Consider the following 24,420-nt stretch of genomic DNA (forward strand, 5'->3'; position numbering starts at 1 on the left):
TCGCGCCATGCACCTCACCGACGCCTCGATCGGCGCGACTCACGTGCTCCTCTCCGGCGCCCGCGCCGCGATCGAGATCCGCTGTCCAGGCCCCGGCGTCCTGCGTGTACGCCACGCCCCCTCGTCCGCCGTGACGAGCTTCACGCACCCCGAGCTGCCCCCCAAACGCTCCTTCGCCGTGGTGGCGGAGGGGGCGCTGCCGCTCTCGGCGCGCCGCGAGGGGGACGCCGTCCACGTGAGCGCGGACGGCGCCTCTCTCGAGATCTCGCTCGCCTCGGGCACATGGATCTTCCGCGACGCAGAGGGGCGCGCCCTCGCGCGCAGCGAGGCCGTCTCGGGGCAGGTCCGGCCGGCGTTCCCCGTGGACGAGATCCGCTCCCGGATCTCGCTCGCGGCGCCGCCGGGCGAGGCCTACCTGGGGTTCGGCGAGAAGGTCGGCCCGCTCGACAAGCGCGGCCTGCGATTCACCTTCTGGAACACCGACGCTTTCCCGCCGCACGTGGAGTCCGACCCGCTCTACGCCTCGATTCCTTTCTTCATCGCCCTCCGCGGCGGGGTGGCCTGGGGCCTCTTCCTCGACGAGCCGTGGCGCTCGGAGGTCGATATCGCCCTCAACGATCCCACGCGCATCGAATGGGAGTCGCGCGGCCCCGAGCTCGATGTCTACCTCCTGGCCGGCCCGCACCCGGCCGACGTCCTGCGGCGCTACGCCGAGCTCACCGGGCGCCCGGCCATGCCGCCCCTCTGGAGCCTCGGGGCGCACCAGTCGCGCTGGGGCTACGAGACCGAGGACGACGTGCGCGGCGTCGTCCGCGGCTACCGATCGCGCGGCCTCCCGCTCGACGTGGTCCACCTCGATATCGATTACATGGATGCTTATCGGGTCTGGACCTGGGACCGCTCGCGCTTCCCCGACCCGGCGCGGCTCGCGCGCGAGCTCGCGGCCGAGGGCGTCAGGCTGGTGACGATCGTCGACCCGGGGATCAAGGCCGATGAGGGATATGCCGTCTACGAGGAGGCGAGAGCGCGAGACTACCTCGTCCGGCTGCCTCGCGGCGGCCCCCTCGTGGGAGAGGTCTGGCCCGACCCGGCGGTCTTCCCGGATCTCACGCGCGAGGAGGTGCAGCGCTGGTGGGGCGATCTGCAGAAGCCCTTCGTCGACGCGGGCATCGCCGGCATCTGGAACGACATGAACGAGCCTGCGTGCTTCTCCGTCCGCCCCGACAGGGGCCTGCCGGCGCCGAGCGGCGGGCGCACCGCGGGCCTCGGCCCCATCGAGGGCAGCACGCTCCCCGACGACGCGCGCCACGGCGCCCGGCGCCACCTCGAGGTCCACAACGTCTATGGGCTCGGCATGTCGCGGGCCGCCCACGAGGGCCTCGCGCGCCACGCGCCGGGGCGGCGCCCCTTCGTGCTGACGCGCGCCGCCTTCGCCGGCATCCAGCGCTACGCCGCTGTGTGGACGGGCGACTTCGCCAGCAACTTCACGCACCTGGAGGCGTCCATCCCGATGCTGATCGGCCTCGGCCTCTCGGGCGTGCCGTTCGTGGGCGCGGACATCCCGGGCTTCACGGGGCGCGCGAACGGCGAGCTGCTCGTGCGCTGGATGCAGGCGGGGCTGTTCTATCCGCTGATGCGCAACCACGCGGCGAGGGGCAGGCCGGCGCAGGAGCCCTGGCGCTTCGGCGAGCCGTACCTCGGCCTCGCGCGCGCGGCGCTCGAGCGGCGCTACCGGCTCCTGCCGACCCTGTACACGCTCATGCACGAGGCGGCGGAGACGGGGATGCCGGTCCTGCGGCCGCTGTCCTTCGCGGCGCCGGACGACCCCGAGGCGCTCCACGCCTTCGATCAGCTCCTGTTCGGCGGCGATCTGCTCGTGGCGCCCGTGGTGCGGCCAGGGCAGTCGAAGCGGCTGGCGTACCTGCCCGCCGGCGCATGGATGGATTTCGCCAACCTGGAGCGCGCGGGGAGCGTGGATCGGGGCGGGCGCCACGTGATCGCCGATGCGCCGCTCGGCGTGGTCCCCGTGTGGCTGCGCGCCGGAGGCGCGGTGGCGCTCACAGCGCCCCGGATGCACACGACGAGCGCCAGCTGGGAGGAGATCACGTGGCACGTCCACGCGGCGGAGCGCGTGAGCGGCCGCCTGGTCGAGGACGAGGGCGACGGCCACGGCGCGTCGCGCGTCACGCGGATCGAGGGCGGCCTCGACGGCGCCGCGTTCGCGCTCGAGCGCAGCGCGACGGGCGATCTGCCGCTGGCCCGCGAGGTGGAGGTGATCCGCGTCCACGGCGTGCCGGCGCCGCGCTCCGTGGTCGGGGCCAGGTCGCACCGCGCGATCGACGGGGGCGTCGAGATCGAGGTCGCGGCCGACTGGCAGCGGATCGAGCTCCAGCTTTCCTGATCGCGGCAGCGCCGCGCGCCGGGGCGGTCAGCGGTGCTTCATCACCCAGTCGATCGCCAGCCGCACCCGCGTGGAGAGCAGCCGCCGTGACGGGTACACAGCGAAGAGCTCGCGCGGCTCGACCGTGCGCCCCGTGACCGTGAGCTCGACGAGCGCCTTGCCCTGCTGCTCGATCACCTCGCGGGAGGCGCAGACCACGCCGAGCCCCTGCGCCGCGGCCGTGATCGCCACTCGCGGGTCGTTCACGCAGAGCTTCGCGCGCGGCCGGACCTCCTCGATGGAGCCGTCCCGCCGGCGAAGGCGCCATGCGGCGCCCGGGTGGCTCAGGACCGCGGGCACGGACCCGAGCGACGCGCGCGCGAGCCGCGAACGGCCCTCGAGCGCGTCCTGCACGAGGCGCGGCGACGCGGCCAGCGCGTACGGGAGCGACCACATCCGCCGCGCCACGAGGTCGGCGTCCTGAACGGGCCCGGCGCGGAAGGCGAGGTCGATGCCCTCCTCGACAAGGGGGACGACCGCGTTCGTGAGCGTGAGCTCCAGCGAGAGGCGCGGGTGCCGGGCGGCGAAGGAGAACAGCGCCGGCGCGATCCGCTGCGCGCCCGTCATCACGGGCGCCGTCACCCGGAGCCTGCCCGCGGGCTCGTCCTCCCGATCCGCGGCCCTGTCGAGCACCGAGCCGAGCTCGTCGAGCAGGGGCCCGGCGCGCTCGATCAGCCGCGCGCCCTCGCCGGTGAGGCCGACGCGGCGGGAGGTGCGCTGGAGCAGCCGCACCCCGAGCGCCTCCTCCAGCTGCGCCACCCGGCGGCTCACGGTGCTCGTGGGCACCCCCGTGCGCCGCGCGGCCTCCACGAAGCTCAGGTGGTGAGCGACGGCCGCGAAGAGCCGCACGTCCTCGAGGGAGATCATCCCGCTCATGGGATGGAGCATGCCACAGCATCCCATGGTTCGCCCGAGGCGCGCGCGCTACCCCTCGCTCATGAACCTTGAAGATCAGCATGTGGTCGTCATCGGCGGCTCGTCGGGCATCGGCCTCGGCGTGGCCAGGGCCTGCCTCGATCGCGGCGCGTCGCTGACGCTCGTGAGCCGCTCGCGCGAGCGCCTCGCGCGCGCCGCGGCCGAGCTCGGCGAGCCACGCCGGGTGCGCACCTTCGCGGCCGACGCGACGCAGGAGGCCGAGATGCAGAGTCTGTTCGACGAACATCCGCCGGCGCGCCATGTGATGGTGACGGCGGTGGAGGGGCATTATCAGCCGATTCGCGCGCTGGACATCGCCGCGGCGCGCCGCGTGATCGACTCGAAGCTCGTCGCGGCGCTCCACGTCGCCAAGCACGCGCGGATCGAGCCGGGCGGCTCGCTCACGTTCACGGCGGGGATCGCGGCGGAGCGGCCGGGGCCCAGCGGGGCGGTCGTGGCCGCGGTGAACGGGGCGCTCATGGCGCTCGCGCGGGCCCTGGCCGTGGAGCTCGCGCCGGTGCGCGTGAACGCGCTGTCGCCGGGCTGGGTCGACACGCCGGTCTGGGACTCCCTCGCGGGCGGCGCCAAGCAGGAGCGCTTCGAGCAGCACGCGCGCCGCCTCCCCGTCGGCCGTGTCGGCGCGCCCGCGGACATCGCCCACGCCGCGCTCTTCCTCATGGGGAACGGGTTCACCACAGGCGAGGTGCTGCGCGTCGACGGGGGACACCGCCTCGTCTGAGCCTGCGCCCGCCCAGGGAGGCGGCCGGATTCGATACGTGCGAAACCGGGGAAGGCAAGCGCGGGAGGCGCGGGAAGCACGAAAAGCGCGGGACGTGCGGGACGTGCGGGGAAGAGCCATGGCCACCGCCTGTTCCATCGAACAAGGCATGTTCCCCGAGCTTGCCGCAACGCTTCACCACGCGATCGCCATGAGACGTGGTTGACAAAAGCCGCGAAATATGGTTGTGCTACTGCTCCCTAGGAGTGCACCATGTACCCTCGTTCTTTCTTTCTTCTGACGTTCGCAGCCGTGGCCCTGGCGTGCTCTTCGGCGCCCGACGAGAGCAGCGGCCCCACCTCCGGATCCGGCGGCAGCAGCGGGACGCCCGCGAGCAGCAGCGGGACGCCGACGAGCGGCGTTAGCAGCTCGACCGGCGACGACTTCGGGACCATCACGGGGGGCAACGTGACCACCGGCGCCGGCGGCGGCGGCGGCGGCGATTGCAAGAGCGTCCTCGACGTCACCTATCGCGACTTCAAGGAGACGCACCCCGACTTCGAGATGGCCAGCTTCAGGGGCGACGAACCCCGTCGCCAGCTGATCGAGCCGACGCTCGACGGCGATCGGAAGCCGGTGTTCCTCGACTCGGTAGGCTGCTTCGCGCAGCTGCCGGCCCCGCTCGGCTGCAGGGACGGGGTCGGCACCCAGAAGACCATCACGAGCGAGGAGAGCTTCAACCAGTGGTACCGGGACATGCCGGGCGTGAACATGACGTTCCCCAAGGAGCTCGCGCTCCAGGAGTCGCCGCCCGGATCGGGGCAGTACGTGTTCGACAGCGCGGATTTCTTCCCGCTGGCGCCGGAGGAGGGGTTCGGGATCACCCCGCCCAACAACGGCAAGAGACAGAACTTCCTCTTCACCACCGAGATCCACCTGATGTTCGGATACGTCGCCGGTCAGAAGTTCACCTTCCGGGGCGACGACGACATCTGGATCTTCATCAACGGCAAGCTCGCGCTCGACCTCGGCAGCATGCACGGGCCCGCGGAGAGCGTCATCGACTTCGATGCCCAGGCCCAGGATCTCGGCATCTTCCCGGGCAACAGCTACGCGATGGACATCTTCCACGCGGAGCGCCACACCGACGGATCGAACTTCCGCATCGAGACCAACATCTCCTGCTTCGTGCCCGTCGACATCCCCCTGTGAGGCATCCGGGCTCGCGCCGCGCCCTCCCGCAGGCCTGAGCCCGATTCCCCCGCCACGCGGATTCAGACGTCGAGCGCGATGTTGTTGGGGTTGGCGGCGTCGATCTTGATCGGCACGACCAGGCCCGGCTGCACGCGCGGGATCGCCATCTGATGGATGACCGCGAGGATGGCCGCGCGGTACGGGGGCGCGTTCGGGCGATACACCTCGAGGTCGACACGGCACTGCGGCTGGTAGTTGATCATCGTGCCGGTGGGCTGGACGATGAGCACGCGGGCCTGCGCGGGCAGGCCCGTCATGCGGAGGTTGGCCGCCGCCGTCTGCGCCTGGATCATCTCGTTCGCGCCCGCGAGCATCTTGTTCGCGTTCTTCATCATGGGCAGAAAGACGGTGACGAACACCACGGCCATGACGCCCAGCACGACGAGGGTGATCACGATTCCTAAGAGGGGACCAGCGATCGACATGGGAGCCTCCACACGACTGCGTTGACGGGCCGGCGGTCGGCGGAGCGTGGGGGAGGACCCCGAGCTGCGCGTCGCACCGGCGAGGGAGCGACCGATGTCACGGGGCTCCTCCGCGATCACCAGGGGAGCACGAAAGGGAGCCAGCGACAATCCTGCGGAGCGCGCCGCCCTCGCCGTGGCCTGGCCGCGGGGGAGGTGCGGCGATCGAAAAGGAGGCCAGAGCCACCGAAAGCGCCGCCAGTGACGCGCTCCTCGGGCGGTGACAGGCTCCTCTCCCATGATCGATGACAAGAGGATTGGCCGATGACCAACCGCGTTGAACCACTCAACTTCAGCGATGAAGCGCGCTGGACCGCCCTGGCGGCCAGCTACGAGCGCTGGGCCGAGCCGTTGACGGCGGGCTTCGCGCGCGCGGCGCTGTCGCTCGCGGGCGGGATCGGGCACGGCGTGCGCGTGCTCGACGTCGCCGCAGGGACGGGCGCCCTGACCTTGGCCGCGGCCGAGGCGGGCGCGCGCGTGCTCGCGACAGACATCTCGCGCGGCATGGCGGCGCGCCTGCGCGAGCGATTGCAGCCCTTCGCAGGGAGCGAGGCGCGGGTGATGGACGGGCAGGCGCTGGAGGTCGAGGACGGGACCTTCGACGTGAGCTGCTCCGTCTTCGGCGTCATGATGTTTCCCGACTGGCGCCGCGGCATGGCCGAGCTCGTCCGCGCGACCCGGCCCGGGGGCCGGATCATCGTGGCGACCTGGTCGAGCCCGGAGGGGGCAGGCCCGGCGCCGCTCTTCCTGCAGGCCTATCGCCGCACCTTCCCGGACGCGCCGATCCACCCGCCGCCCCAGGGCATGACGGTGCTGTGCTCGCCGGAGGGCCTGAAGGCCGAGATGCTCGGGGCCGGGTGCGGCGAGGTCGCCGTGCACGCGGTCGAGGGCGCATGGGGCGGAGCTTCGGTGGACCAGCTCATGGCGGATCTCGACGAGATCCTGCGCTTCATGCCCCTCTACGTCGCGCTGGACGGCGATGGGCGCGCTCGGCTACGCGGCCCGCTGCGCGCCGTCATCGAGCCCTTCGCCGAGCCAGGCGGGGCCGTGCGTGTCCCGGTGACGGCGAACGTCGCGATCGGCCGCAAACCCGGCTGACCATGGAATGCAGCGCGCCCCGTCCTGTCGGGTCGCGCTGCGTTCCTTCTCGACGCGGCGCCCGACGGGCCGCGCGGCTGTCCATGGAGAAGGGACCACATCCCAGGCGCCGAGCCGGGCGTGGTCACCGGGTGAGCTTCACGACGATCATCGATTCAGACGCTTCGGGGCTCGAGATCGGTCCGGCGCCGAAATCGATCGTGCCCTTGAACTTCCCGACGGCGACAAGGGCTCCGTCGGGGCCGAGGGCGATCTGGGACAGTCCTCCGTACTCGGACGGTTCGAACGCGACGTTGCAGAAGTCGTCGCCGCGCGGGTCGAGCCCGGCGACGAAGAGGCTCACGAATTTCGTGGGCATCGTACCGCAACCGAGGTCCGTTCCCTCGAGGAAGGTGCCGGCGAGCCAGGTGTTGCCGGCGGCGTCGGCGGCGAGCGCTTGCGCTCTCGCGGAGCTCCTGGCGAACATCGCGGAGCCGCCGGCGGAGAGCCTGGCGACGGACACGGTGCTCCCGTCGCCCGTCAGCGTGGTATCACCGACCGAGAACGTCTCGAAGAAGGAGCTGAGCGTGACCACGCCGCCTGCCCCATCCAGGACCGTGCCGACGTGATCGTCACCGTCGACGCCGCCGAGCCTATGGCTCCATCGGTGCTCGCCGGCTGGATCGAGCGAGGCGACGAAGACGTCGGACGCCCCGTTCTCCGGGAGCCCCGCGGCGTGGAGCGGGCCGCCGCCGAAGTCGATGGAGTCATGGAAGCTCCCCCCGACGGCGATATTCCCCGCCGCGTCCAGGGCGAGGGTCTCGGCGATCGCGCCTCCCGGCCCGCCGAAGCTCTTGCTCCAGAGGTGGCCGCCCGACGCATCGAACCTGGCGACGAAGGCGGTTTGCGTTGTCACGTCGGGCAAGGGCCCGCCGCCGAGATCCATGGTTCGCACGTAGTCACCGGCGACGACGACGCCGCCCGCCGGATGGAAGCCGACGCTGCGGACCGCCACGGACTCCTCTCCGAAGTGCTTGCTCCAGACGTGCTGTCCCGAAGCGTCGAGCAGGACGACGAAGCCGCTCGAGTTCCACCCATTCTGCACGGGGCCGCCGCCGAGATCGGTCGTTCCACCGAACCGGCCCCCGACAGCGATATTTCCTGACGCGTCGGTCGCGATGGCCAACCCGATCTGGGTCTCGATCACGGACAGATCGCCGAACCGCCGGCTCCAGAGGTGGTTGCCGAGCGGATCGAGCTTGAGGACGAACGCGTCGACGTCGCCCGTGCTCACGAGAGGACCGCCCCCGAAGTCGACGGTGCCATCGAAGCCTCCCGTCACGAGGATGTTGCCCTGAGCATCGACGGCCAGAGCGTAGGGCTCGACGTTGTCGAACTGGCGGGCGAAATCCAGCGCGAGGCAACCCGCCTCGCACACGGGAGCGCTACCGCCGACGCCGACGCTGGCGCTGGTGCTGCTGCTGCTGGCGCTGATGCTGCTGCTGGCGCCGCCTTCTCCTGTCTCCGGGCCGCTCCCAGACGTCTCTTCCCCATCGTCGATGCTGACCCTGACGCTGCATCCGAGTGTGGCCAGCACAGCCGCGAGCGAAAGATGCTTCAAATAAGACGCGGTTCTGTTCATCCCTGCCTCCCTCGCCGCGACGATATCATCGTGCAAGGAGGGCTCGGATGGTGCGCCCCGGGAAAGCCGGATATCGACGCCGGTGCGCCCTCGGGACGCGCTTTGGACCGCAGGCGCGACGGGCCGCGGCGCAGCGCGGCGACGGGCCGCGCGGCCCGGGAGGGAACCGGGCCGCGGGCCGCCGGGATCAGCCGGTCACGTTGTCCCACGCGACGGCGGTCGGCCCGAGGAGCGAGCGTCCGCCGCTCGCGATGACCTCTCGGTACCAGGAGAACGAGTCCTTCGGGATCCGCCGCTGCGTCGCGTAATCGACGTAGACCAGACCGAAGCGATCTTTATAGCCCTCGGCCCACTCGAAGTTGTCGAGGAGCGACCAGGCCCAGTACCCGACGACCGGAACGCCCTCCTGGACCGCCCGCGCCAGGCCGAGCAGGTACCGGTGCATGACGTCGATGCGCTTCGGGTCGTGCACCTTGCCGTCGAGGAAGACCTGGTCCCGCGTCGCCAGGCCGTGCTCGGTGATCCCGATGGGCAGCTTGTACCGCTCCCAGAAGTACCTCGATCCCCAGTAGAGCGTGCTGGGGACGATCTGCAGCCAGTCGAGCGTCCCGCGCGGGTAGCCCGGCGGGGAGACGACGCGCTCCGGCCTGCCGTCCTTGCCCTGCCGCCACGTGCCCGCCGAGTACATGTTGAGCCCGAGGTAGTCGATCGGCCGCTTGATCTGATCGAAGTCGCTGGCGGGGAACTCGGGCATGTCGTCGCCGAAGAGCCGGAGGCCGCTCTCCGGATACCGCCCCTCGAGCACCGGACAGATCCACCAGGCGTTGTTCCACGGGTTCCTGTCGTAGACCGAGAAGATCGCCTCGCGCGCCGCCTCGATGTCTCCCGGATCCTCGGTCGCCGGGCGCTGCACCTGGGTGGCGAGCACGTAGCCGATCTTCGCGGCCTTGGTCGCGGCGCGCAGGGCGTCGACCTGCTTGCCGTGCGCCCGCATCTGGTTGTGGGCGGCGGTCAGGTACTCCCGGTAGGGGAGCTTGAGCCCGGGGGCGAAGACGCCGTTGAGGAGCGCGTTGCCGATGAACGCCTGCGGCTCGTTCTGCGTCACCCACCAGGGCACGCGATCGCCGAGCCGCCGGGCGACGACGGTCGTGTAGTCCGCGAACCAGTCGGCGACGTCGCGCTGGAGGAACCCGCCGCGATCCTGGAGCGCCTGGGGGAAGTCCCAGTGGAACAGCGTGCACATGGGCACGATGCCGGCGCGGAGGAGCTCGTCGACGAGGCGATCGTAGAAGTCGAGCCCCTTCGGGTTGACCTTGCCCGTGCCGTCCGGGAGGATCCGCGTCCACGAGACGCTGAAGCGGTAGCTCTTGACGCCGAGCTCGGAGAGCAGCCCGACATCCTCCTTGTAGCGGTGGTAGTGGTCGCACGCGACGTCTCCTGTGTGCCCTTCGAAGACCTTCCCGGGGGTCTTCGAGAAGACGTCCCACACGGAGGGCGTCCGGCCGTCCTCGCTCGCGGCGCCTTCGATCTGGTAGGCCGCGGTGGCCGTGCCCCACAGGAAGTCCGCGGGAAACGGCGCGGCTGTCGCGTCTGCTCGGCCTAGGCCAGCCGAGGCGGCGGTCACAGGCGGGGGCGCGGAGGACGGCGAGGCGGGAGAGGCGTTGCTCGCGGAGAGCGACTCGGAAGGATGGAGGGCCATGGGGGCATCATCCACGGCGTGCGCGGGACATCAATGGGTTCGATGCGCGTCGGCTTCGATGCGCGTCGATGATCGCGCCGGTCGCTTGACGGCCCAGCGCGGCTCGACAACATGGGCAGCATGCTCGCGATCCAACCGAAAGCCGCAGGCGGCCCCGAGGTGATGACGCTGGAGGAGCTCCCCACGCCCACGCCGGGCCCGGGGGAAGCCGTGGTCCGCGTCGAGGCCGCAGGGGTGAACTTCATCGACATCTACCAGCGGAGCGGCCAGTACATACTCGCGCCGCCCATCCCGCTCGGCCTCGAGGGCGCGGGGCGCGTCGAGGCGGTGGGGCCGTCCGTCACCGAGGTGAGGGAAGGGGACGAGGTCGCGTGGACCGGCGGCCCCGGCTCGTACGCGACGCACGTCCGGATCCCGGCCGCGAAGCTCGTCCCCGTGCCCGCGGGCGTCGGCGCGAAGCGCGCCGCGGCCGCGATGCTCCAGGGCATCACGGCGCAGTACCTCGTGCGCTCCACGTTCCCGCTCGGGCCCGGCCACACGTGCCTCATCCACGCGGCCGCGGGCGGGGTCGGCCTCCTCCTGTGCCAGATGGCGAAGCGGCTCGGCGCGCGCGTGATCGGCACCGTCTCGACCGAGGAGAAGGCGCGCCTCGCGCGAGACGCGGGCGCCGACGAGGTGATCCTGTACACGAAGGCCGATTTCGAGGCGGAGACGCGCCGGCTCACGGGCGGCGCCGGCGTCCACGTCGTGTACGACGGCGTCGGGAGCGACACGTTCGCGAAAAGCCTGGGCGCGCTCCGCCTGCGCGGCATGATGGTGCTCTTCGGCCAGTCGAGCGGCCCGGTGCCGCCGTTCGACCCGCAGATCCTGAGCCAGAAGGGGTCGATCTACCTCGCGCGGCCGAGCCTCGTCCACTACACCGCGACGCGCGAGGAGCTGCTCGAGCGCTCCGCCGACGTGCTCGGCGCGATCGAGCGCGGCGAGCTCGCGATCTCGATCGGCGCCACATACCCCCTCGCCGAGGCGGCGGAGGCGCACCGCGCGCTCGCCGGGCGGGCGACGACGGGGAAGGTGCTGCTCATCCCGTAGCGGACGGAACCGTCGCGCGGAGGTTCGATTCGAGGCACGGAGGAGCTGCGGAGTGCGGCCCCGCTGCGGGCGCTCCGTGTCTCCAGGGTCCTCGCTCAGGCGTGCAGACGTGCGCTGTACTCGAGCCGTGTCTGGGCGATCCGGCCGTTGACCTTATCGTCTTCGGGCCGGTACGCTGCCGGCGCGGAGGTGCTCATTCCATGGCCGAACGTCCCACGCTTGCTCCCGAGAATGTCTCGGATACGGTGAAATCGCAGCTCGCCGGCTTTCATCGGTCCATCATCGACGAGGTCGCGGCGACGGTGAGCCGCGACCGGGTGGTCGTCGTCGGGATGGCCCAGAATCCCTTCGTGAAGAAGGCGCGCCAGCTGCTCGACGGAGAGGGCGTGAAATATACCTATTTGGAGTACGGGAGTTACCTCTCCAGGTGGAAGGAGCGGCTCGCCATCAAGCTCTGGGCCGGCTTTCCGACGTTCCCCATGGTGTTCGTCGGCGGCGTCCTCGAAGGCGGCTATGCGGAGCTCGTGAAGCTCCGCGACCAGGGCAAGCTCAAGGGGTAGCCTTGATCAGGCGCGGGTGAACGCCGAGCACAGCGCGCAGGCCGCCTCGGCCGCGGCGCTCCACGCCTCACGTCGCGCCGCGCGAAACGCCGCGGTCGACCGGCGGTTCCATGATATGCGGGAAGGCGCGGCGCGCCCTCGCGGCGGTCGCCGCGCTGAAGGAAGGCAGCACGGAGGCACCTCGTGACATCGCTCGGGATCCACGGAAGGCGGCGGGATGACGAGGTGAACGGCGCGGCTCGACAGCCGGGAGGCGGCGCGCCGTGAGCACCTACGCCATCAAGCGGCTGCTCTCCATCATTCCCACGCTCTTCCTCGTTGCCACCCTCGTGTTCATCCTGGTGCGCATCGTTCCGGGCGGCCCGTTCGACCAGGAGCGGGCCGTGCCCGTCGAGGTCCAGCGGCAGCTCGACGCCAAGTACCACCTGAACGATCCGGTGCTGAAGCAGTATGGCGACTGGCTGCTTGCGCTCGTCACCAGAGGCGATCTGGGCCCGACGTTCAAGTACCCGAACCGCACCGTCAACGAGATCATCGCCCTCAGCCTGCCCGTGTCGATGCAGCTCGGCTTCTGGGCGATGCTCTTCGCGCTCGCGATGGGCATCCCGCTCGGCATCGTCGGCGCGATCCGCCAGAACACCTGGAAGGACACGGCCGCCATGGGGATCGCCATGGTCGGCCTCAGCGTGCCGCGGTACGTGCTGGCCCCGCTGCTCATGCTCGTCTTCTCGCTCAAGCTCTACTGGTTCCCTGTGGCGCGCTGGGAGACGTGGCGGCACATGGTGCTGCCGGTCATCTGCGCCGGGCTCCCGGTCGCGGCCTACATCGCCCGGCTGACGCGCGGCGGGATGCTCGAGGTGATCCGCTCGGATTTCATCCGCACCGCCCGCGCCAAGGGGCTCTCCGAGCGCAAGGTCGTCCTGAAGCACGCGCTCCGGGGAGGGCTGCTCCCGGTCGTGAGCTTCCTCGGCCCCGGCTTCAGCGGCCTGCTCGTCGGCTCCCTCGTCGTGGAGAAGATCTTCAACATCCCCGGCATGGGCCGCTATTTCGTCGAGGCGGCCACGAACCGCGACTACAACCTCGTGATGGGGGTCATGCTCGTTTACGGCTTCCTGCTCATGCTCTTCAACGCGATCGTCGACGTGGCGTACGCCTTCATCGACCCGCGCGTGGAGCTGCGCTGACCATGCTCCACGCCGCCCTCCCGCAGCCCGCCGCCCCCGGCGATCCGCCCGCTGTCCCCGGCGGCGCGGGCGGCGCGGCGCCAAGCCCTGCCGGCCCGCTGCGGCTCGACGCGCTGGAGCAGGGCTCGAGCCTCGGTCGCGACGCGTGGCGGAGGCTCCGGAAGAACCGCGCCGCGGTCGCCTGCGGCGTCGTGCTCATCGCGATGATCCTCGCCTGCGTCCTCGTCCCCGAGCTGTCGAGCTACCGGTACGACAAGGCGGATCTCAAGCTCGGCGCGCAGCCCCCGTCGCTCGCCCACTGGATGGGCACCGACTACTTCGGCCGCGACCTGATGGCCCGCGTCTTCTTCGGCGGGCGCATCTCGTTCGCGGTCGGCATCGTGGCGACGCTCGTGAGCTTCGTCATCGGCGTGAGCTGGGGCGGGGTAGCCGGCTACTTCGGCGGCAAGGTCGACGCGATCATGATGCGCATCGTGGACGTGCTCTACACGTTCCCGTTCCTGATCCTCGTCATCCTGCTCATGGTCTTCTTCGCGAACGACCAGACGGTCCTCTACCGCGCCTGGAAGGTCGCGCTCGGCCTCTTCGTCAAGGAGCCGTCGGACCCGAGCTACTTCCCCGTCTTCCAGATCGTCGTCGTGTTTGCGGCCCTCGGCGGCATCTCCTGGCTCACGATGGCCCGCATCGTCCGCGGCCAGGTCATCTCGCTGCGCGGCCAGCCGTTCATCGAGTCGGCGCGCTCGATCGGCGTCGGGCACGCCGCGCTGATCTTCCGGCACCTCGTTCCGAACGCGGTCGGCCCGATCATCGTCTACACGACGCTCACCATCCCCGAGGTGATGATGACCGAGGCGTTCCTCAGCTTCCTCGGCCTCGGCACGCAGGAGCCGCTGTCGAGCTGGGGCCTGCTCGCGTCCACCGGCGCCGACGCGATGGACCTCTTCCCCTGGCAGCTCATCTTCCCGGCGCTGATGCTCGCGCTCACGCTGATCTGCTTCAACTTCCTCGGTGACGGGCTCCGCGACGCCCTGGATCCTCGCATCCGAAAGGACTGAAGGGCGGCGCGCCCCTCCCGGGACGCGCGCCGGCACGGACCATGCTGCCATGCTGATCGAGGTCAAGAACCTGAAGACCCACTTCTTCACCGAGGAGGGGGTGGTCCGCGCTGTCGACGGCATCTCCTTCAGCCTCGATCGCGGCGAGGTCCTCGGCATCGTCGGCGAGTCCGGCTCGGGCAAGAGCGTGACGAGCCTCTCGCTCCTGCGGCTCATCCCCGACCCGCCGGGCAGGATCGTCGGCGGCCAGATCCTGCTCGAGTCCGAGGGCGGCGTCGTCGAGGACCTCGTGGAGGCGAGCGAGGCGCGGATGGAGCGCGTCCGCGGCGACCGGATCGCGATGATCTTCCAGGACCCGATGACGTCGCTGAACCCCTACCTCCGGGTGAGCGAGCAGCTCATCGAGGTGCTGGAGCTCCACCGCGGCATGGGCCGCGCCGAGGCGCGCCGGCGCAGCGTCGAGATGCTGCAGGCGGTGGGGATCCCCGCGGCGGCGTCGCGGATCGACGACTACCCGCACCAGCTCTCGGGCGGGATGCGGCAGCGCGTGATGATCGCGATGGCGCTCCTGTGCGACCCGGATCTGCTGATCGCCGACGAGCCGACGACGGCGCTCGACGTCACGATCCAGGCGCAGATCCTCGACCTGATCGGGGAGCGGAAGGAGGCGCTCGGCGCGGCCGTCCTCCTCATCACGCACGACCTCGGCGTCGTGGCGAAGATGGCCGATCGCGTCGCGGTCATGTACGCCGGGCGCATCGTCGAGGAGGGCCCCGTCGGCGCCATCTTCCACGCGGCCCGGCACCCGTACACGATCGGCCTGTCGCGCTCGATCCCGCGGCTCGACGACGCGCGCGGCGCGGACCTGGTGCCCATCCCCGGGATGCCGCCCTCGCTCGCGCGCCTGCCGTCGGGCTGCCCGTTCCACCCGCGCTGCGCGCACGCGATCGCGGCGTGCCGGGAGGAGGCGCCGCCGCCGCGCGTCGTCTCGGGCGAGGGCAACAGGAAGGCGCTGCACGTCGTGCGGTGCCACGTCGAGGACGTCGCAGGACGAGCGCCATGACCACCGCCGCAACACCCCCGCCGCTGCTCTCGGTGCGCGATCTCAAGGTCCACTTCCCGGTGCGCCGCGGCCTGCTCCAGCGGCAGGTCGGCACGGTGCGCGCGGTCGACGGCGTCTCGTTCGACGTCGAGCGCGGCGCGACGCTCGGCCTCGTCGGCGAGTCCGGCTGCGGCAAGTCGACGACGGGCCGGGGCATCCTCCGCCTCGTCCCGCCCACGTCGGGGAGCGTGAAGATCGACGGCCGGGAGATCCTGTCGCTCGATCCGCGCGCGCTGCGGAAGGCGCGCCGCGAGATGCAGATGATCTTCCAGGACCCGTACGCGAGCCTGAACCCGCGCATGACGGTCCACGACCTCATCGCCGAGCCGCTCTCCACCCACGGCCTCGTCTCGTCGCGCGACGAGGCGCTCCGCGAGGTGGCGCGCCTCATGGAGCTCGTCGGGCTGTCGCCCTCGTACATGCGGCGTTATCCGCACGAGTTCTCCGGCGGCCAGCGGCAGAGGATCGGCATCGCCCGCGCGCTCGCCCTGAAGCCGAGGCTCGTGATCGCGGACGAGCCGGTCAGCGCGCTCGACGTGAGCATCCAGGCCCAGATCGTCAACCTGCTCGCGTCGCTCCAGCGCGAGCTCTCGCTCACGTACGTGTTCGTCGCGCACGACCTCGCCGTGGTCCGCCACCTGTCAAGCGAGATCGCGGTGATGTACCTCGGCCGGATCGTCGAGCGCGCTCGTCCAGACGAGCTCTTCCGTTCACCGCAACATCCGTACACGCAGGCCCTGCTTTCGGCGATCCCGATCCCGGATCCCGACGTGGAGCGCACGCGCCGCCGGCTGCCCCTCGTCGGCGAAGTGCCGAGTCCGCTGAACCCGCCGTCGGGGTGCCATTTCCACACACGCTGTCCCTATACGATGGACCGGTGCAGCGCCGAGGCCCCTCCGCTGGAGGAGCGTCGCCCTGGGCACTGGGCCGCGTGCCATCTCACCGAGTTGCCCACGGCACCTACGCATCCGTGATGTGATCCGGCGGCGCGCAATACCCCACATCGGCTGAGCTCGTTGTCCAGACATGACGTGGAATGTCCGATGACAGGATTTTCCTGACCTCTGCGTGCAGCAGCGGGTTTAGGATCCCTGGACCGATGCCGCGAATCTCCGACGCCACGCTTCGCGCCCAGATCCCGACGGCCCTCCTCATCGGCGGCGATCAGGCGTTGCTCCAGCGCTGCCAGACGGCGGCGATGGATGTGGGGATCATCGTCAAGGCGTGCCCTGTATCGATGGCCGCCGCGCTCGCGGAAGAGCGTCGTCCGGTGGTCATCGTGGTCACGTCGTCGACTTACGCGCTCGCTCCCGAGGCGTTCGAGGAGATCGCGCGCGACGTGGTCAGCACGCTCGTGCGGGTCGACGAGGCGATGGTGGAGGACGAGCTCGGGGCGATGCTGGCCACGGCGGCGCGCGAGAGCCGCAAGCAGCGCTCACGGCAGCAGACGCCCGGTCGCTACTCGATGATGCCTGCGGACGAGGGCGCGTCGGTGCCGCGCTCGGAGCGCATGACCATCGGGGTGATGAAGGCGGCCCCGTCGTCGCGGCGCGACCCCGAGGCGACGCCGCTGCCGCGCTCCGGGCCGCGCAGCGCGGGCGCGCAGGAGCCGCGCAGCGCAGGCGCGCAGGAGCTCGCGTACCGCGAGCGCGTGGCGGCTGCCGTGGCTGCGCAGCGGCCGGAGCGCTCACGCGCGGAGGCGCCGGGGGAGGCGGCGTACCGCGCCCGCGAGGCGCCCGTGCCGCGCTCGGAGCGCCTGGGGGTCATGGTGGGGCCGCCCTCGTCGCGCGCGCGCCGTGAGCTGCCCGCTCCGACGCCGCTCCCGCCGCCGCCGGCCGCCGGCCCGGTGGTTGCGCGCCGGGACGCGTCGGCGCCGCCCTCCGCGAGGGGGGGCACCCACGCGCGGAGGGATGCGCCGCAGGCATCGCCGGCGGCTGGAGCCTACGTGCGGCGGGATACGCCGCTGGCAGGCTCGCATCCGGCCGAGGCATACGCGCGGCGGGATACACCGGTGGTGGGCTCGCAGCAGGCCGGGGCGTACGCGCGTCGGGAGGCGCCGGCCGCGACGTCTGCACCGCGGGAGACGTCCGCGCCGCTGTCGCAACAGGCCGTTCCGAGCTCGCGGCAGCAGGCCGGGGAGGCTCCACGCCGGGATACGCCGGCGGCGCATGGGCTCCCGCGGCAGGTGTCTCCGTCGCCTGCCGCGCAGCGCGACCTGCAGCCGTGGGAGCAGCGCGACCTGCAGCCGTGGGAGCAGCGCGACCTGCAGCCGTGGGAGCAGCGCGACCTGCAGCCGTGGGAGGAGAACATCGGCCCGCAGCCAGGCGCGGCATCCCCGCAGCGCGAGGTGCTCGCGATGGGCTCGCAGGACGGCGAGGCGCACCGCGGTCACTCCGCGCGGTCGCCGAGCTCCCACCGCGCACCGCCGAGCTCCCATCGCGCGCCGCCGAGCTCCCATCAAGCGCCGCCGAGCTCCCATCAGGCGCCGCCGTCCTCTCGCAGGGCGCAGTTCCACGTCGACATCGCTCTCCTGTTCGATGAGCGAGGTCTGCCGCGCGCCGATCCCCAGGCGAAGTGACGCTCGGCCGGGGCGCGCCGTGCGGCTCATCCGTTGGCGGGGCGCCGGGCGATCCCTTTGTCGGCGAGCGGCCACGTCGCACGGGTGACCGGCGGCGCGGCGGAGGGTAAGCTTCGCGCGGCCATGACGACAGGGACGAAGCAGGAGTCGATCCACGGCAAGCTCGTTCGCGCGCTCGAGCCCGTGCACATCGAGGTGGAGAACGAGAGCCGCATGCACAGCGTGCCGGTGGGCTCGGAGACCCACTTCAAGGTGCTCGTGGTGAGCGAGGCATTCCGGGGCCTGAGCCCGCTCGATCGCCACCGCCGCGTCAACGACGTGGTGCGCGAGGAGTTCCGCGCCGGGCTGCACGCCCTGACGATCCGCGCGATGACACCGGACGAGTGGGAGCGGCAGGGGGGCGCGGACTTCCGCTCTCCCGCGTGCCTGGGCGGCTCCAAGGCGGCGCCGGAGCCCGGCGCCAAGTCGGGCTGAGCGGCGAGGCGCGCATGGAGCTCGTCGTCGCGCTCGTCTCGGACCTGCACTTCGGCCCGGAGGCATCGTTCGGGGGCAAGCTGCGCAAGCTCACGGGCGAGGCGCCCGCGCTGACCCGCGCCTTCGTGAGGCGGATGAACGAGGTCACGCGGCCCGATCTCGTCGTGAACCTGGGCGACGACATCGAGGACGAGGGGCCCGAGGCCGATCGGGAGCGCTACGGCGCCTGCATGGCCGCGCTCGGCGGCCTGAAGGCCGAGCTCTTCCACGTCGCCGGCAACCACGACGTGGTCCACCTCAGCGAGGCCGAGCTGCTGTCGGCCTGGGGCAGACCCGAGGCGACGCGGCTCCACTACGCCTTCGACCGCGGCGGCTTCCATTTCACGGTCCTCCACACGCGCGAGCGCAAGGATCACGACATCTCGCTCGGGCCAGAGCAGCTCGCCTGGCTCGGAGCGGACCTCGCGGCGTCCTCGCTGCCCAAGATCGTGCTGATGCACCACAGCGCGGCCGATCAGGATCTCCGGGGCAACCGCTGGTTCGAGGGGAGCCCGCACATCTGCCTCGTGCGCGAGCGGCGCGCGATGCGGAAGATCTTCGAGGAGCACGGCGTGCTCGCCGTCTTCAACGGTCATCTGCACTGGAACCACCTCGACGTGATCCGCGGCATCCCGTACGTGACGCTCCAGAGCCTGATCGAGAACCTCGACGACGACGCGCCGGGCCGCCCCGCCGCGGCGCACGCGGTCGTGCGGCTCGGCCCGAAGCGCATCGTCGTGGAGATCGAGGGCGCCGAGCGGGCGCGGTACCAGTTCGACCGGCGGTAGGGGGCGGAGGGCGCCCGAGCCGCAAATTGAACAGGGAGACGGGGAAGCGGGGAGATGGGTGGGATTTCACTCCCCGTCACCGCACCTCCCTGTGAACTTCACGAGAAATTCGAGGGGATGCTTCAGCCGGCGCCCGCCGATTCAGCCGATGTCGTGAGCGCGGCGCGTCGCCGGCCCGGCCGGGAATCGGCCGAGAGATCCGCGCCAATGCCCGGTTCCGATCGTCGGTTTCAGGCGTGCGTCGGCTGGGAACTCCAATTGACACCTCATTCCGGGGCACTTTAGCGTTATTCTCGACCCTCATGCGTCGCAATGACTCACGCCTCCGCCCCGCTCTCCTCCTCGCGCTCGCCTTGTTCGGCGCCGATTGCGGTGACGACGCCATCTGTTCGCCAGGCGCCCTGTCCGCCTGTTTCCTCGCCGACGGGTCGCTCGGCGCGCAGCAGTGCAACGCGGATGGCACCGCGTTCGGCGCGTGTGCCCCCGTGGCGAGCGGGTCTCGACGAGGGTGCGAATACCTCGACGAAGCGTGCTGCCCCGCGCTCCCCGAAGAGCTCGTCGCGGGCTGCCACGCCGCAGCGAGCCAGGAGAACGACGCCGCGTGCGACGATTTCCTCGCGAGCGCCAACGCTGTCGACCTCTGCACCGGAGGGCCCGGTGAGGGCGGGGCGCCGGTGGTCCCTTATGGCCCGAGCTGCGCCGGCCTGCTCGACGCGTGCTGCGCGGCGCTGCCGGCGCAGCTCAGAGAAGCGTGCCACGCGACCGGATTCCGGGGCAACGAGCAGCTGTGTCACCAGTTCCTGGAGAGCGACGCCAAGGACAACGGCTTTTGCGCCGACGTCGACCCCGCGGCCGAGAGCTGCGGTTATCTGTCGGAGCGGTGCTGTCCCTCGCTCCCCGAGGGGGCGCGCGAGCGCTGCGCCGCCCTCGCGGGGGAGTCCGACGCGGCGCGGTGCCTCGACTACCTCGGCGGCGCAGCGGACGCGGGCCGCTGTCCGAGGCTCGCCCCGGACGAGCCGTTCAGCGCGGCTCCCTGCGAGGCGCTGCTCGATACGTGCTGCGCGACGCTCGAGCCTGATCTCGCGGTCGAGTGCGATCTGGCCGCGATGTCCGGCGTCCATGCCCGCTGCACGGCGTTCACCGGCTCGATCCGCGCGTTCGGCCTCTGCCTCGACGGCGACGGCGCGGGGGGCGGCGGCGACGACTGCGGGGACACGTCGAGCGACGTGGACAACTGCGGGTTCTGCGGCAACGTCTGCGGCGACCAGCACGCGACGCCCTCGTGCGCGGCCGGGAGGTGCTCGCTCGCGTGCGACCTCGGCCACGCCGACTGCGACGGCGAGCCTGCGAACGGCTGCGAGGCAGACGTCGAAGGCGACGCGAACAACTGCGGGGCCTGCGGCAACACCTGCAGCGCGCTCCACGCCGCCGCGACCTGCGTCGCGGGCGCCTGCGAAGCCGTGTGCGACGCCGGGTACGCCGATTGCGACGGCGAGCCTGCGAACGGCTGCGAGGTCGCGCTCGCCTCGGACCCGTTCAACTGCGGCGCGTGCGGCAACGACTGTGCGGGCGGCCTCTGCGGCGCAGGAGGGTGCGCCCCGGGCGCCACCTCGCTCGCCTCGGGCCTCGCGGTGCCTTCGGCCCTCGTCCTCGACAACAGCGCCCTTTACCTGGTCGGCTTCCAGCACGCCGGCGGCATCGCCGTCCGCGTCGACAAGGTCTCCGGCGGCGCGACGTGCCTCGCCAACGGCGCTCCTCCCGGGGTCGTGGGCTGCAGCGCCGACCGCTTCGAGGGCATCGCGCTCCTCGGCGCCGACGCCGTCGTCACCGGCTCATCCGGCGTGGTCCGGTACCCCTTGTCCGGCGGCGCGGCGATCCCCCTCACCACCGCGATCCCCGACCCCTGGGCCGTCGTCGCCGACGGCAGCGAGGTCTGGTTCACATCGCTCTCCCAGGGCGGGATCTACCGCGTCGACGCCCTCACGAGCGGACAGCGCGCGCAGGAGATCACCGGCGTGTTCTCCGAGCCCGGGGGCGCGCTCGCGAGCGACGCGGAGCACCTCTACTGGTCCCGGACCGACGGCACCGTCGTGAAGCTCCGCAAGGACGGCACCGAGCGGCGCCAGATCGCGTCCGGACAGGTGGTGGACACGACGAACCTCACGCCTCACACCCTCGCCGTCGACGCCGGACACCTCTTCTGGAGCAGCCCGAACGGGTTCGTGTTCCGGCTCGCCAAGGACGGCGCCGACCTCACTGTGCTCGCCGACGACCAGCCGAACCCCGCCGGGATCGCCGTCGACCCCGGCGACGGCGGCGCTGTCTACTGGGCCAACCGCGTCGGCTCGATCCGCAAGGTCCCGAAGGCCGGAGGCGCCGTGACGACGCTCGCCGTCGGCCAGCGCGACGCGATCGCGATCGCCGTCGACGAGGCGTTCGTCTACTGGGCGACCCGGGCGGGGGACGTCCGCAAGATCGCGAAGTGAGCTGGGAGAGCAGCCGGGAGATGCAGCGCATGCACGATCGCGTCGAGGGCAGTCCGTCGCACCGAAGCCCTGTCTCGAGCCACCTCCGGCGTGTGCCGGCGGTGCGCCTCCTCGGGACGCTCGCCGTGCTGCTCGCCGCCGGGGTGGTGGCCGGCATGGGCTGCGGCAGGGAGCCGCCCCCGCCCGCCGTCGCGGCGCCGCCCCTGGGCGCGCAGGCGAACGACGACGCGTGCGCGTGCAGCGGCGGCTTTTATTACAACGGCGAGGCGATCCCGATCGAGGACACCCGGTGTGACAGCTTCGTGTGCGGGCGCGACCTCATCGCCTATCACTGCGTCGACCTCGGCGCGAACGACAACTGGCGCAGCTTCCCGGGGAACAGGTGCGGTGATCTCTCCTGTCCTGGCGCAGGAACCTTCTGCGGCGCGGACGTCGTGAACGGCGAGCCTGCGGCCCTGTACCAGTGCGCGGGCGCGGGGCAGATCCCGCTCGAGTGGACGATCTGCGAGGGGGGCTGCCGGCGCGGGGCGTGCACCGAAGCCGCGACCAGCGAGTGCCCGTGCGAGGTCCCGCCCGTGGCCGGCGGCGAGCACATCCCGCGAACGTGCGGGCAACGCGTGTGTTTCCCGACCGGCGCTGGCAGCGAGGGGGTGAAGATGGTGTGCACCGCGGACGGGTGGCAGAGCCTGGGGCTCTCGTGCGCGCAGGGCGCAGGCACCTGCAGCGCCTGCCGCGGGGTGCAGGACAGCTTCGACAACGAGGTGACCACGACCGCGTGTGGCGAGACGATCTGCGGCCTCGGCCACGGCAACCGCAGCGAATGGATCTGCGGAGAAGCGGGGTGGCTCGACCTCAATCGCCCCTGCGAGCCAGGCAAGCCGGAGGACGAGGGCGCGGAGTTCGGCCGCTGCCCGGAGCAGTTCCAGGACAAGGACGGGAAATGGAAGTCGGTCGAGCAAGGCCAGACCTTCTGCGGTGATCAGGTCTTTCGTAGCCCCTGGAACAACGACCTGGCGCGGAGCTTTGGCGAGCCCTTGATCCGCATCAAGGGAAAGGCGACGCAGCTCTTCGCCTGCCCCGGGCCGGGCGCCCGCCCTGTGCCTTATCGCGACTGCTCCGCGCTCGGCGGCAGCGGCGAGTGCAAGCCCGTGCGGGAGCTGCCGGGCATGCACTTCCACGAGGCCGAAGGCGCGCAGGCCGAGCAGGGCGCGAAGGTGATCCGCGACTGGGACCGCTGCGACGAGGCGTGCCCCACGGTCGCCGAAGCGGCGTACACGAGGGTTGGGCCGGAAGGCAACCGCTTCTGCCGCCACCTGTTCTGCGGGCAACACGGGGTCACCGGCCGCGTCGGGACCTTGTACCAGTGCGCCTACGACGACTGGACGTACTGCCCGCCGCCCGCGCAGTCCACGAGCTCCGTCGTGGGCCGCCCCGTACCGTACCAGGAGTGCTCTGAGGCGTGCCTTCCGCGCGACGCCAAGGGGCATCACGACGTGTGCGATTCCTCCGTGGATCCTCAGGAGCCGTTCGGGATCCCGGATCCGGCGCCCGAGCCGAGCCCCTCGTCGCGCTGCGACGCGATCGTCGATTACCAGGGGAACGAGGTCCCTGTGACGTCGCGGCGGCGGGGCGCGAGCGTCTGCGGCCGCGGCGGGCAGGTGTTCGAGTGCCGCGATCGGCAGCTCTACCGCCCCGACGGCTGGCACGCCACGGGGATCTCGTGCGGCACGGCATGCGGGATCTGCGGCCCGGATCCGTACGGGAACCAGAGCTCGTTCTGCAGGTCGATCGCGGAGTTCTTCGGCAACACGTGCAGCGACATCACCTCCGACCCGGAGGCGATCCTGTGCAACAACAGCGATGACGTCCTCCTGAACGACCCTGCCTACTGCGGCCACAACCCCGGCCTGAATGCCGCGGGGGACCCGTGGATGCTCTACACCTGCAAGGCGTATTGCGAGCGCGAGGACGGCGCGGCGACGCGCTGGGTGCCGTGCGAGGGGCGCGAAGGCGACGGCCAGAACGGGCGGGAGAGGACGCGGGTCTACCGCTTCGATCACGCGACCTACTGCCCCATGGGGTGCATGATCAACGAGAGGGTGAACGACGCGTGCATCGCGCCCACAGGCACCCTCCAGTTCCCCTTTCCCGACCACAAGATGATCCAGAACATAGGCCACAAACCGGACTGGAATGACGGCCGGCACCTCGGCGAGGACATCGGCAAGGCGAGCGGCCGGACGGAGGGCACCTACGTCTTCCCGATCGCCCCTGGCAAGCTCCTCCGGGCGGGCATCAACTGCTCGCAGTACCTCGGCATCGCGCTCGTCGAGCACCGCTTCAAGGAGAACGGCGAGGAGAAGCGGTTCTGCTCCTTCTACGGGCACCTCGACGTGGATGAGCTGGCGATGGCCCTCGTGGGACAGGACGTCGGCACCGACACGCCGCTCGGGAAGATCGCCTATTGGGACGACATCCCGAGGCAACACAACCTCTATTGCGACACCAAGTGGACGGAGTGTCCGGCGGAGGACAGCTTCCCCTGCGATCCGGGCAATTCGCACCTGCACTACGCGGTGCTCTCCCACGCCGAGTGCGCGCGCTTCGACGACGGGGGCGGCGCGCCGCCCGGGTACGATGCGTGCAACACCGCATCGGCGGTCGGATACCTCGACACGGAGACGCGGATCGAGTCCTATACCGCGCTCGACGAGACCTGCACGATCCCCATCTCGAGCCCCGACGGGTACATCTCCCCGGAGTGGTTCGTGACCTCTCGTCTACATTGACCCACCGCCGCGTCAGCGTCGGGCGCCGCGCGGGGAAGCAGGTGTCCTCGGTTCCGCTCGCGCCTCG

At 71.3% G+C, this 24,420-nt stretch carries 20 protein-coding genes; 15 read left to right on the forward strand and 5 right to left on the reverse strand.

Translation table 11 applies throughout. From position 1 onward, the window contains the following. Positions 1-7: 7 nt before the first annotated feature. Positions 8-2,401 carry a glycoside hydrolase family 31 protein gene (locus WMF19_RS19955; protein ID WP_437900549.1) on the forward strand — a complete coding sequence of 798 codons (2,394 nt, stop codon included), beginning with the start codon at positions 8-10 and terminating at the stop codon, positions 2,399-2,401. Between the two features lie 27 nt (positions 2,402-2,428). Here WMF19_RS19955 and WMF19_RS19960 read toward each other — a convergent pair whose 3' ends face one another. After that, on the reverse strand, positions 2,429-3,328 hold the full coding sequence (locus WMF19_RS19960; protein WP_437900550.1) for a LysR family transcriptional regulator: 900 nt from the start codon (positions 3,326-3,328) through the stop codon (positions 2,429-2,431). Positions 3,329-3,377: 49 nt separating this feature from the next. Here WMF19_RS19960 and WMF19_RS19965 point away from each other — a divergent pair, with 49 nt between their 5' ends. Next, positions 3,378-4,094, forward strand: coding sequence for an SDR family oxidoreductase (locus tag WMF19_RS19965; RefSeq protein ID WP_437900551.1), 717 nt, complete (start codon positions 3,378-3,380; stop codon positions 4,092-4,094). Between the two features lie 239 nt (positions 4,095-4,333). Here WMF19_RS19965 and WMF19_RS19970 read toward each other — a convergent pair whose 3' ends face one another. Then, positions 4,334-4,531: a hypothetical protein gene (locus WMF19_RS19970; RefSeq protein WP_437900552.1), complete on the reverse strand. Its 198-nt coding sequence runs from the start codon at positions 4,529-4,531 to the stop codon at positions 4,334-4,336. A 10-nt stretch (positions 4,532-4,541) separates the two neighbouring features. Between WMF19_RS19970 and WMF19_RS19975 the strand changes: the two genes are divergently transcribed. After that, entirely contained in the window at positions 4,542-5,285 is a 744-nt protein-coding gene (locus tag WMF19_RS19975; protein ID WP_437900553.1) for a fibro-slime domain-containing protein, read from the forward strand. Positions 5,286-5,347: 62 nt separating this feature from the next. On the opposite strand, the gene WMF19_RS19980 is transcribed toward WMF19_RS19975, so the two are convergent. Continuing rightward, on the reverse strand, positions 5,348-5,722 hold the full coding sequence (locus WMF19_RS19980; RefSeq protein WP_437900554.1) for a hypothetical protein: 375 nt from the start codon (positions 5,720-5,722) through the stop codon (positions 5,348-5,350). Between the two features lie 333 nt (positions 5,723-6,055). Between WMF19_RS19980 and WMF19_RS19985 the strand changes: the two genes are divergently transcribed. After that, on the forward strand, positions 6,056-6,889 hold the full coding sequence (locus WMF19_RS19985; protein ID WP_437900555.1) for a class I SAM-dependent methyltransferase: 834 nt from the start codon (positions 6,056-6,058) through the stop codon (positions 6,887-6,889). 124 nt (positions 6,890-7,013) lie between these two features. Here WMF19_RS19985 and WMF19_RS19990 read toward each other — a convergent pair whose 3' ends face one another. After that, on the reverse strand, positions 7,014-8,510 hold the full coding sequence (locus tag WMF19_RS19990; RefSeq protein ID WP_437900556.1) for a hypothetical protein: 1,497 nt from the start codon (positions 8,508-8,510) through the stop codon (positions 7,014-7,016). A 187-nt stretch (positions 8,511-8,697) separates the two neighbouring features. Next, positions 8,698-10,209: a GH1 family beta-glucosidase gene (locus tag WMF19_RS19995; protein WP_272098956.1), complete on the reverse strand. Its 1,512-nt coding sequence runs from the start codon at positions 10,207-10,209 to the stop codon at positions 8,698-8,700. 120 nt (positions 10,210-10,329) lie between these two features. On the opposite strand from WMF19_RS19995, the gene WMF19_RS20000 reads away from it, so the two are divergent. The 11 genes from WMF19_RS20000 to WMF19_RS20050 all read left to right on the forward strand — a co-directional run bounded on the left by WMF19_RS20000 (position 10,330) and on the right by WMF19_RS20050 (position 24,353). Continuing rightward, the gene (locus WMF19_RS20000) at positions 10,330-11,298 is read left to right on the forward strand and encodes a quinone oxidoreductase family protein (protein WP_437900557.1); all 969 of its coding nucleotides are present in this window, start codon (positions 10,330-10,332) and stop codon (positions 11,296-11,298) included. Between the two features lie 200 nt (positions 11,299-11,498). Further along, positions 11,499-11,858, forward strand: a complete 360-nt coding sequence (locus WMF19_RS20005) for a glutaredoxin (RefSeq protein ID WP_437900558.1) — start codon at positions 11,499-11,501, stop codon at positions 11,856-11,858. 263 nt (positions 11,859-12,121) lie between these two features. Continuing rightward, the gene (locus WMF19_RS20010; protein WP_437900559.1) at positions 12,122-13,042 is read left to right on the forward strand and encodes an ABC transporter permease; all 921 of its coding nucleotides are present in this window, start codon (positions 12,122-12,124) and stop codon (positions 13,040-13,042) included. A gap of 2 nt (positions 13,043-13,044) precedes the next feature. Continuing rightward, positions 13,045-14,097 carry an ABC transporter permease gene (locus tag WMF19_RS20015; protein WP_437900560.1) on the forward strand — a complete coding sequence of 351 codons (1,053 nt, stop codon included), beginning with the start codon at positions 13,045-13,047 and terminating at the stop codon, positions 14,095-14,097. 49 nt (positions 14,098-14,146) lie between these two features. Then, entirely contained in the window at positions 14,147-15,160 is a 1,014-nt protein-coding gene (locus WMF19_RS20020) for an ABC transporter ATP-binding protein (protein WP_437900561.1), read from the forward strand. Beyond that, on the forward strand, positions 15,157-16,173 hold the full coding sequence (locus WMF19_RS20025; protein ID WP_437900562.1) for an ABC transporter ATP-binding protein: 1,017 nt from the start codon (positions 15,157-15,159) through the stop codon (positions 16,171-16,173). The genes WMF19_RS20020 and WMF19_RS20025 overlap by 4 nt, the downstream gene beginning before the upstream one ends. Before the next feature lie 125 nt (positions 16,174-16,298). Beyond that, entirely contained in the window at positions 16,299-17,777 is a 1,479-nt protein-coding gene (locus WMF19_RS20030) for a hypothetical protein (protein WP_437900563.1), read from the forward strand. A gap of 123 nt (positions 17,778-17,900) precedes the next feature. After that, entirely contained in the window at positions 17,901-18,251 is a 351-nt protein-coding gene (locus WMF19_RS20035) for a BolA family protein (RefSeq protein WP_437330182.1), read from the forward strand. A gap of 14 nt (positions 18,252-18,265) precedes the next feature. Next, positions 18,266-19,078, forward strand: a complete 813-nt coding sequence (locus tag WMF19_RS20040) for a metallophosphoesterase family protein (RefSeq protein ID WP_437900564.1) — start codon at positions 18,266-18,268, stop codon at positions 19,076-19,078. 302 nt (positions 19,079-19,380) lie between these two features. Further along, complete coding sequence (locus WMF19_RS20045) at positions 19,381-21,564, forward strand: hypothetical protein (RefSeq protein ID WP_437900565.1); 2,184 nt, start codon at positions 19,381-19,383, stop codon at positions 21,562-21,564. Continuing rightward, positions 21,561-24,353, forward strand: coding sequence for a hypothetical protein (locus tag WMF19_RS20050; RefSeq protein ID WP_437900566.1), 2,793 nt, complete (start codon positions 21,561-21,563; stop codon positions 24,351-24,353). Before WMF19_RS20045 ends, WMF19_RS20050 begins: the two co-directional genes overlap by 4 nt. Positions 24,354-24,420: the final 67 nt, after the last annotated feature.

The sequence above is a fragment of the Sorangium sp. So ce124 genome, assembly GCF_051525235.1.
GTDB classification, from domain to species: Bacteria; Myxococcota_A; Polyangia; order Polyangiales; family Polyangiaceae; genus Sorangium; species Sorangium atrum.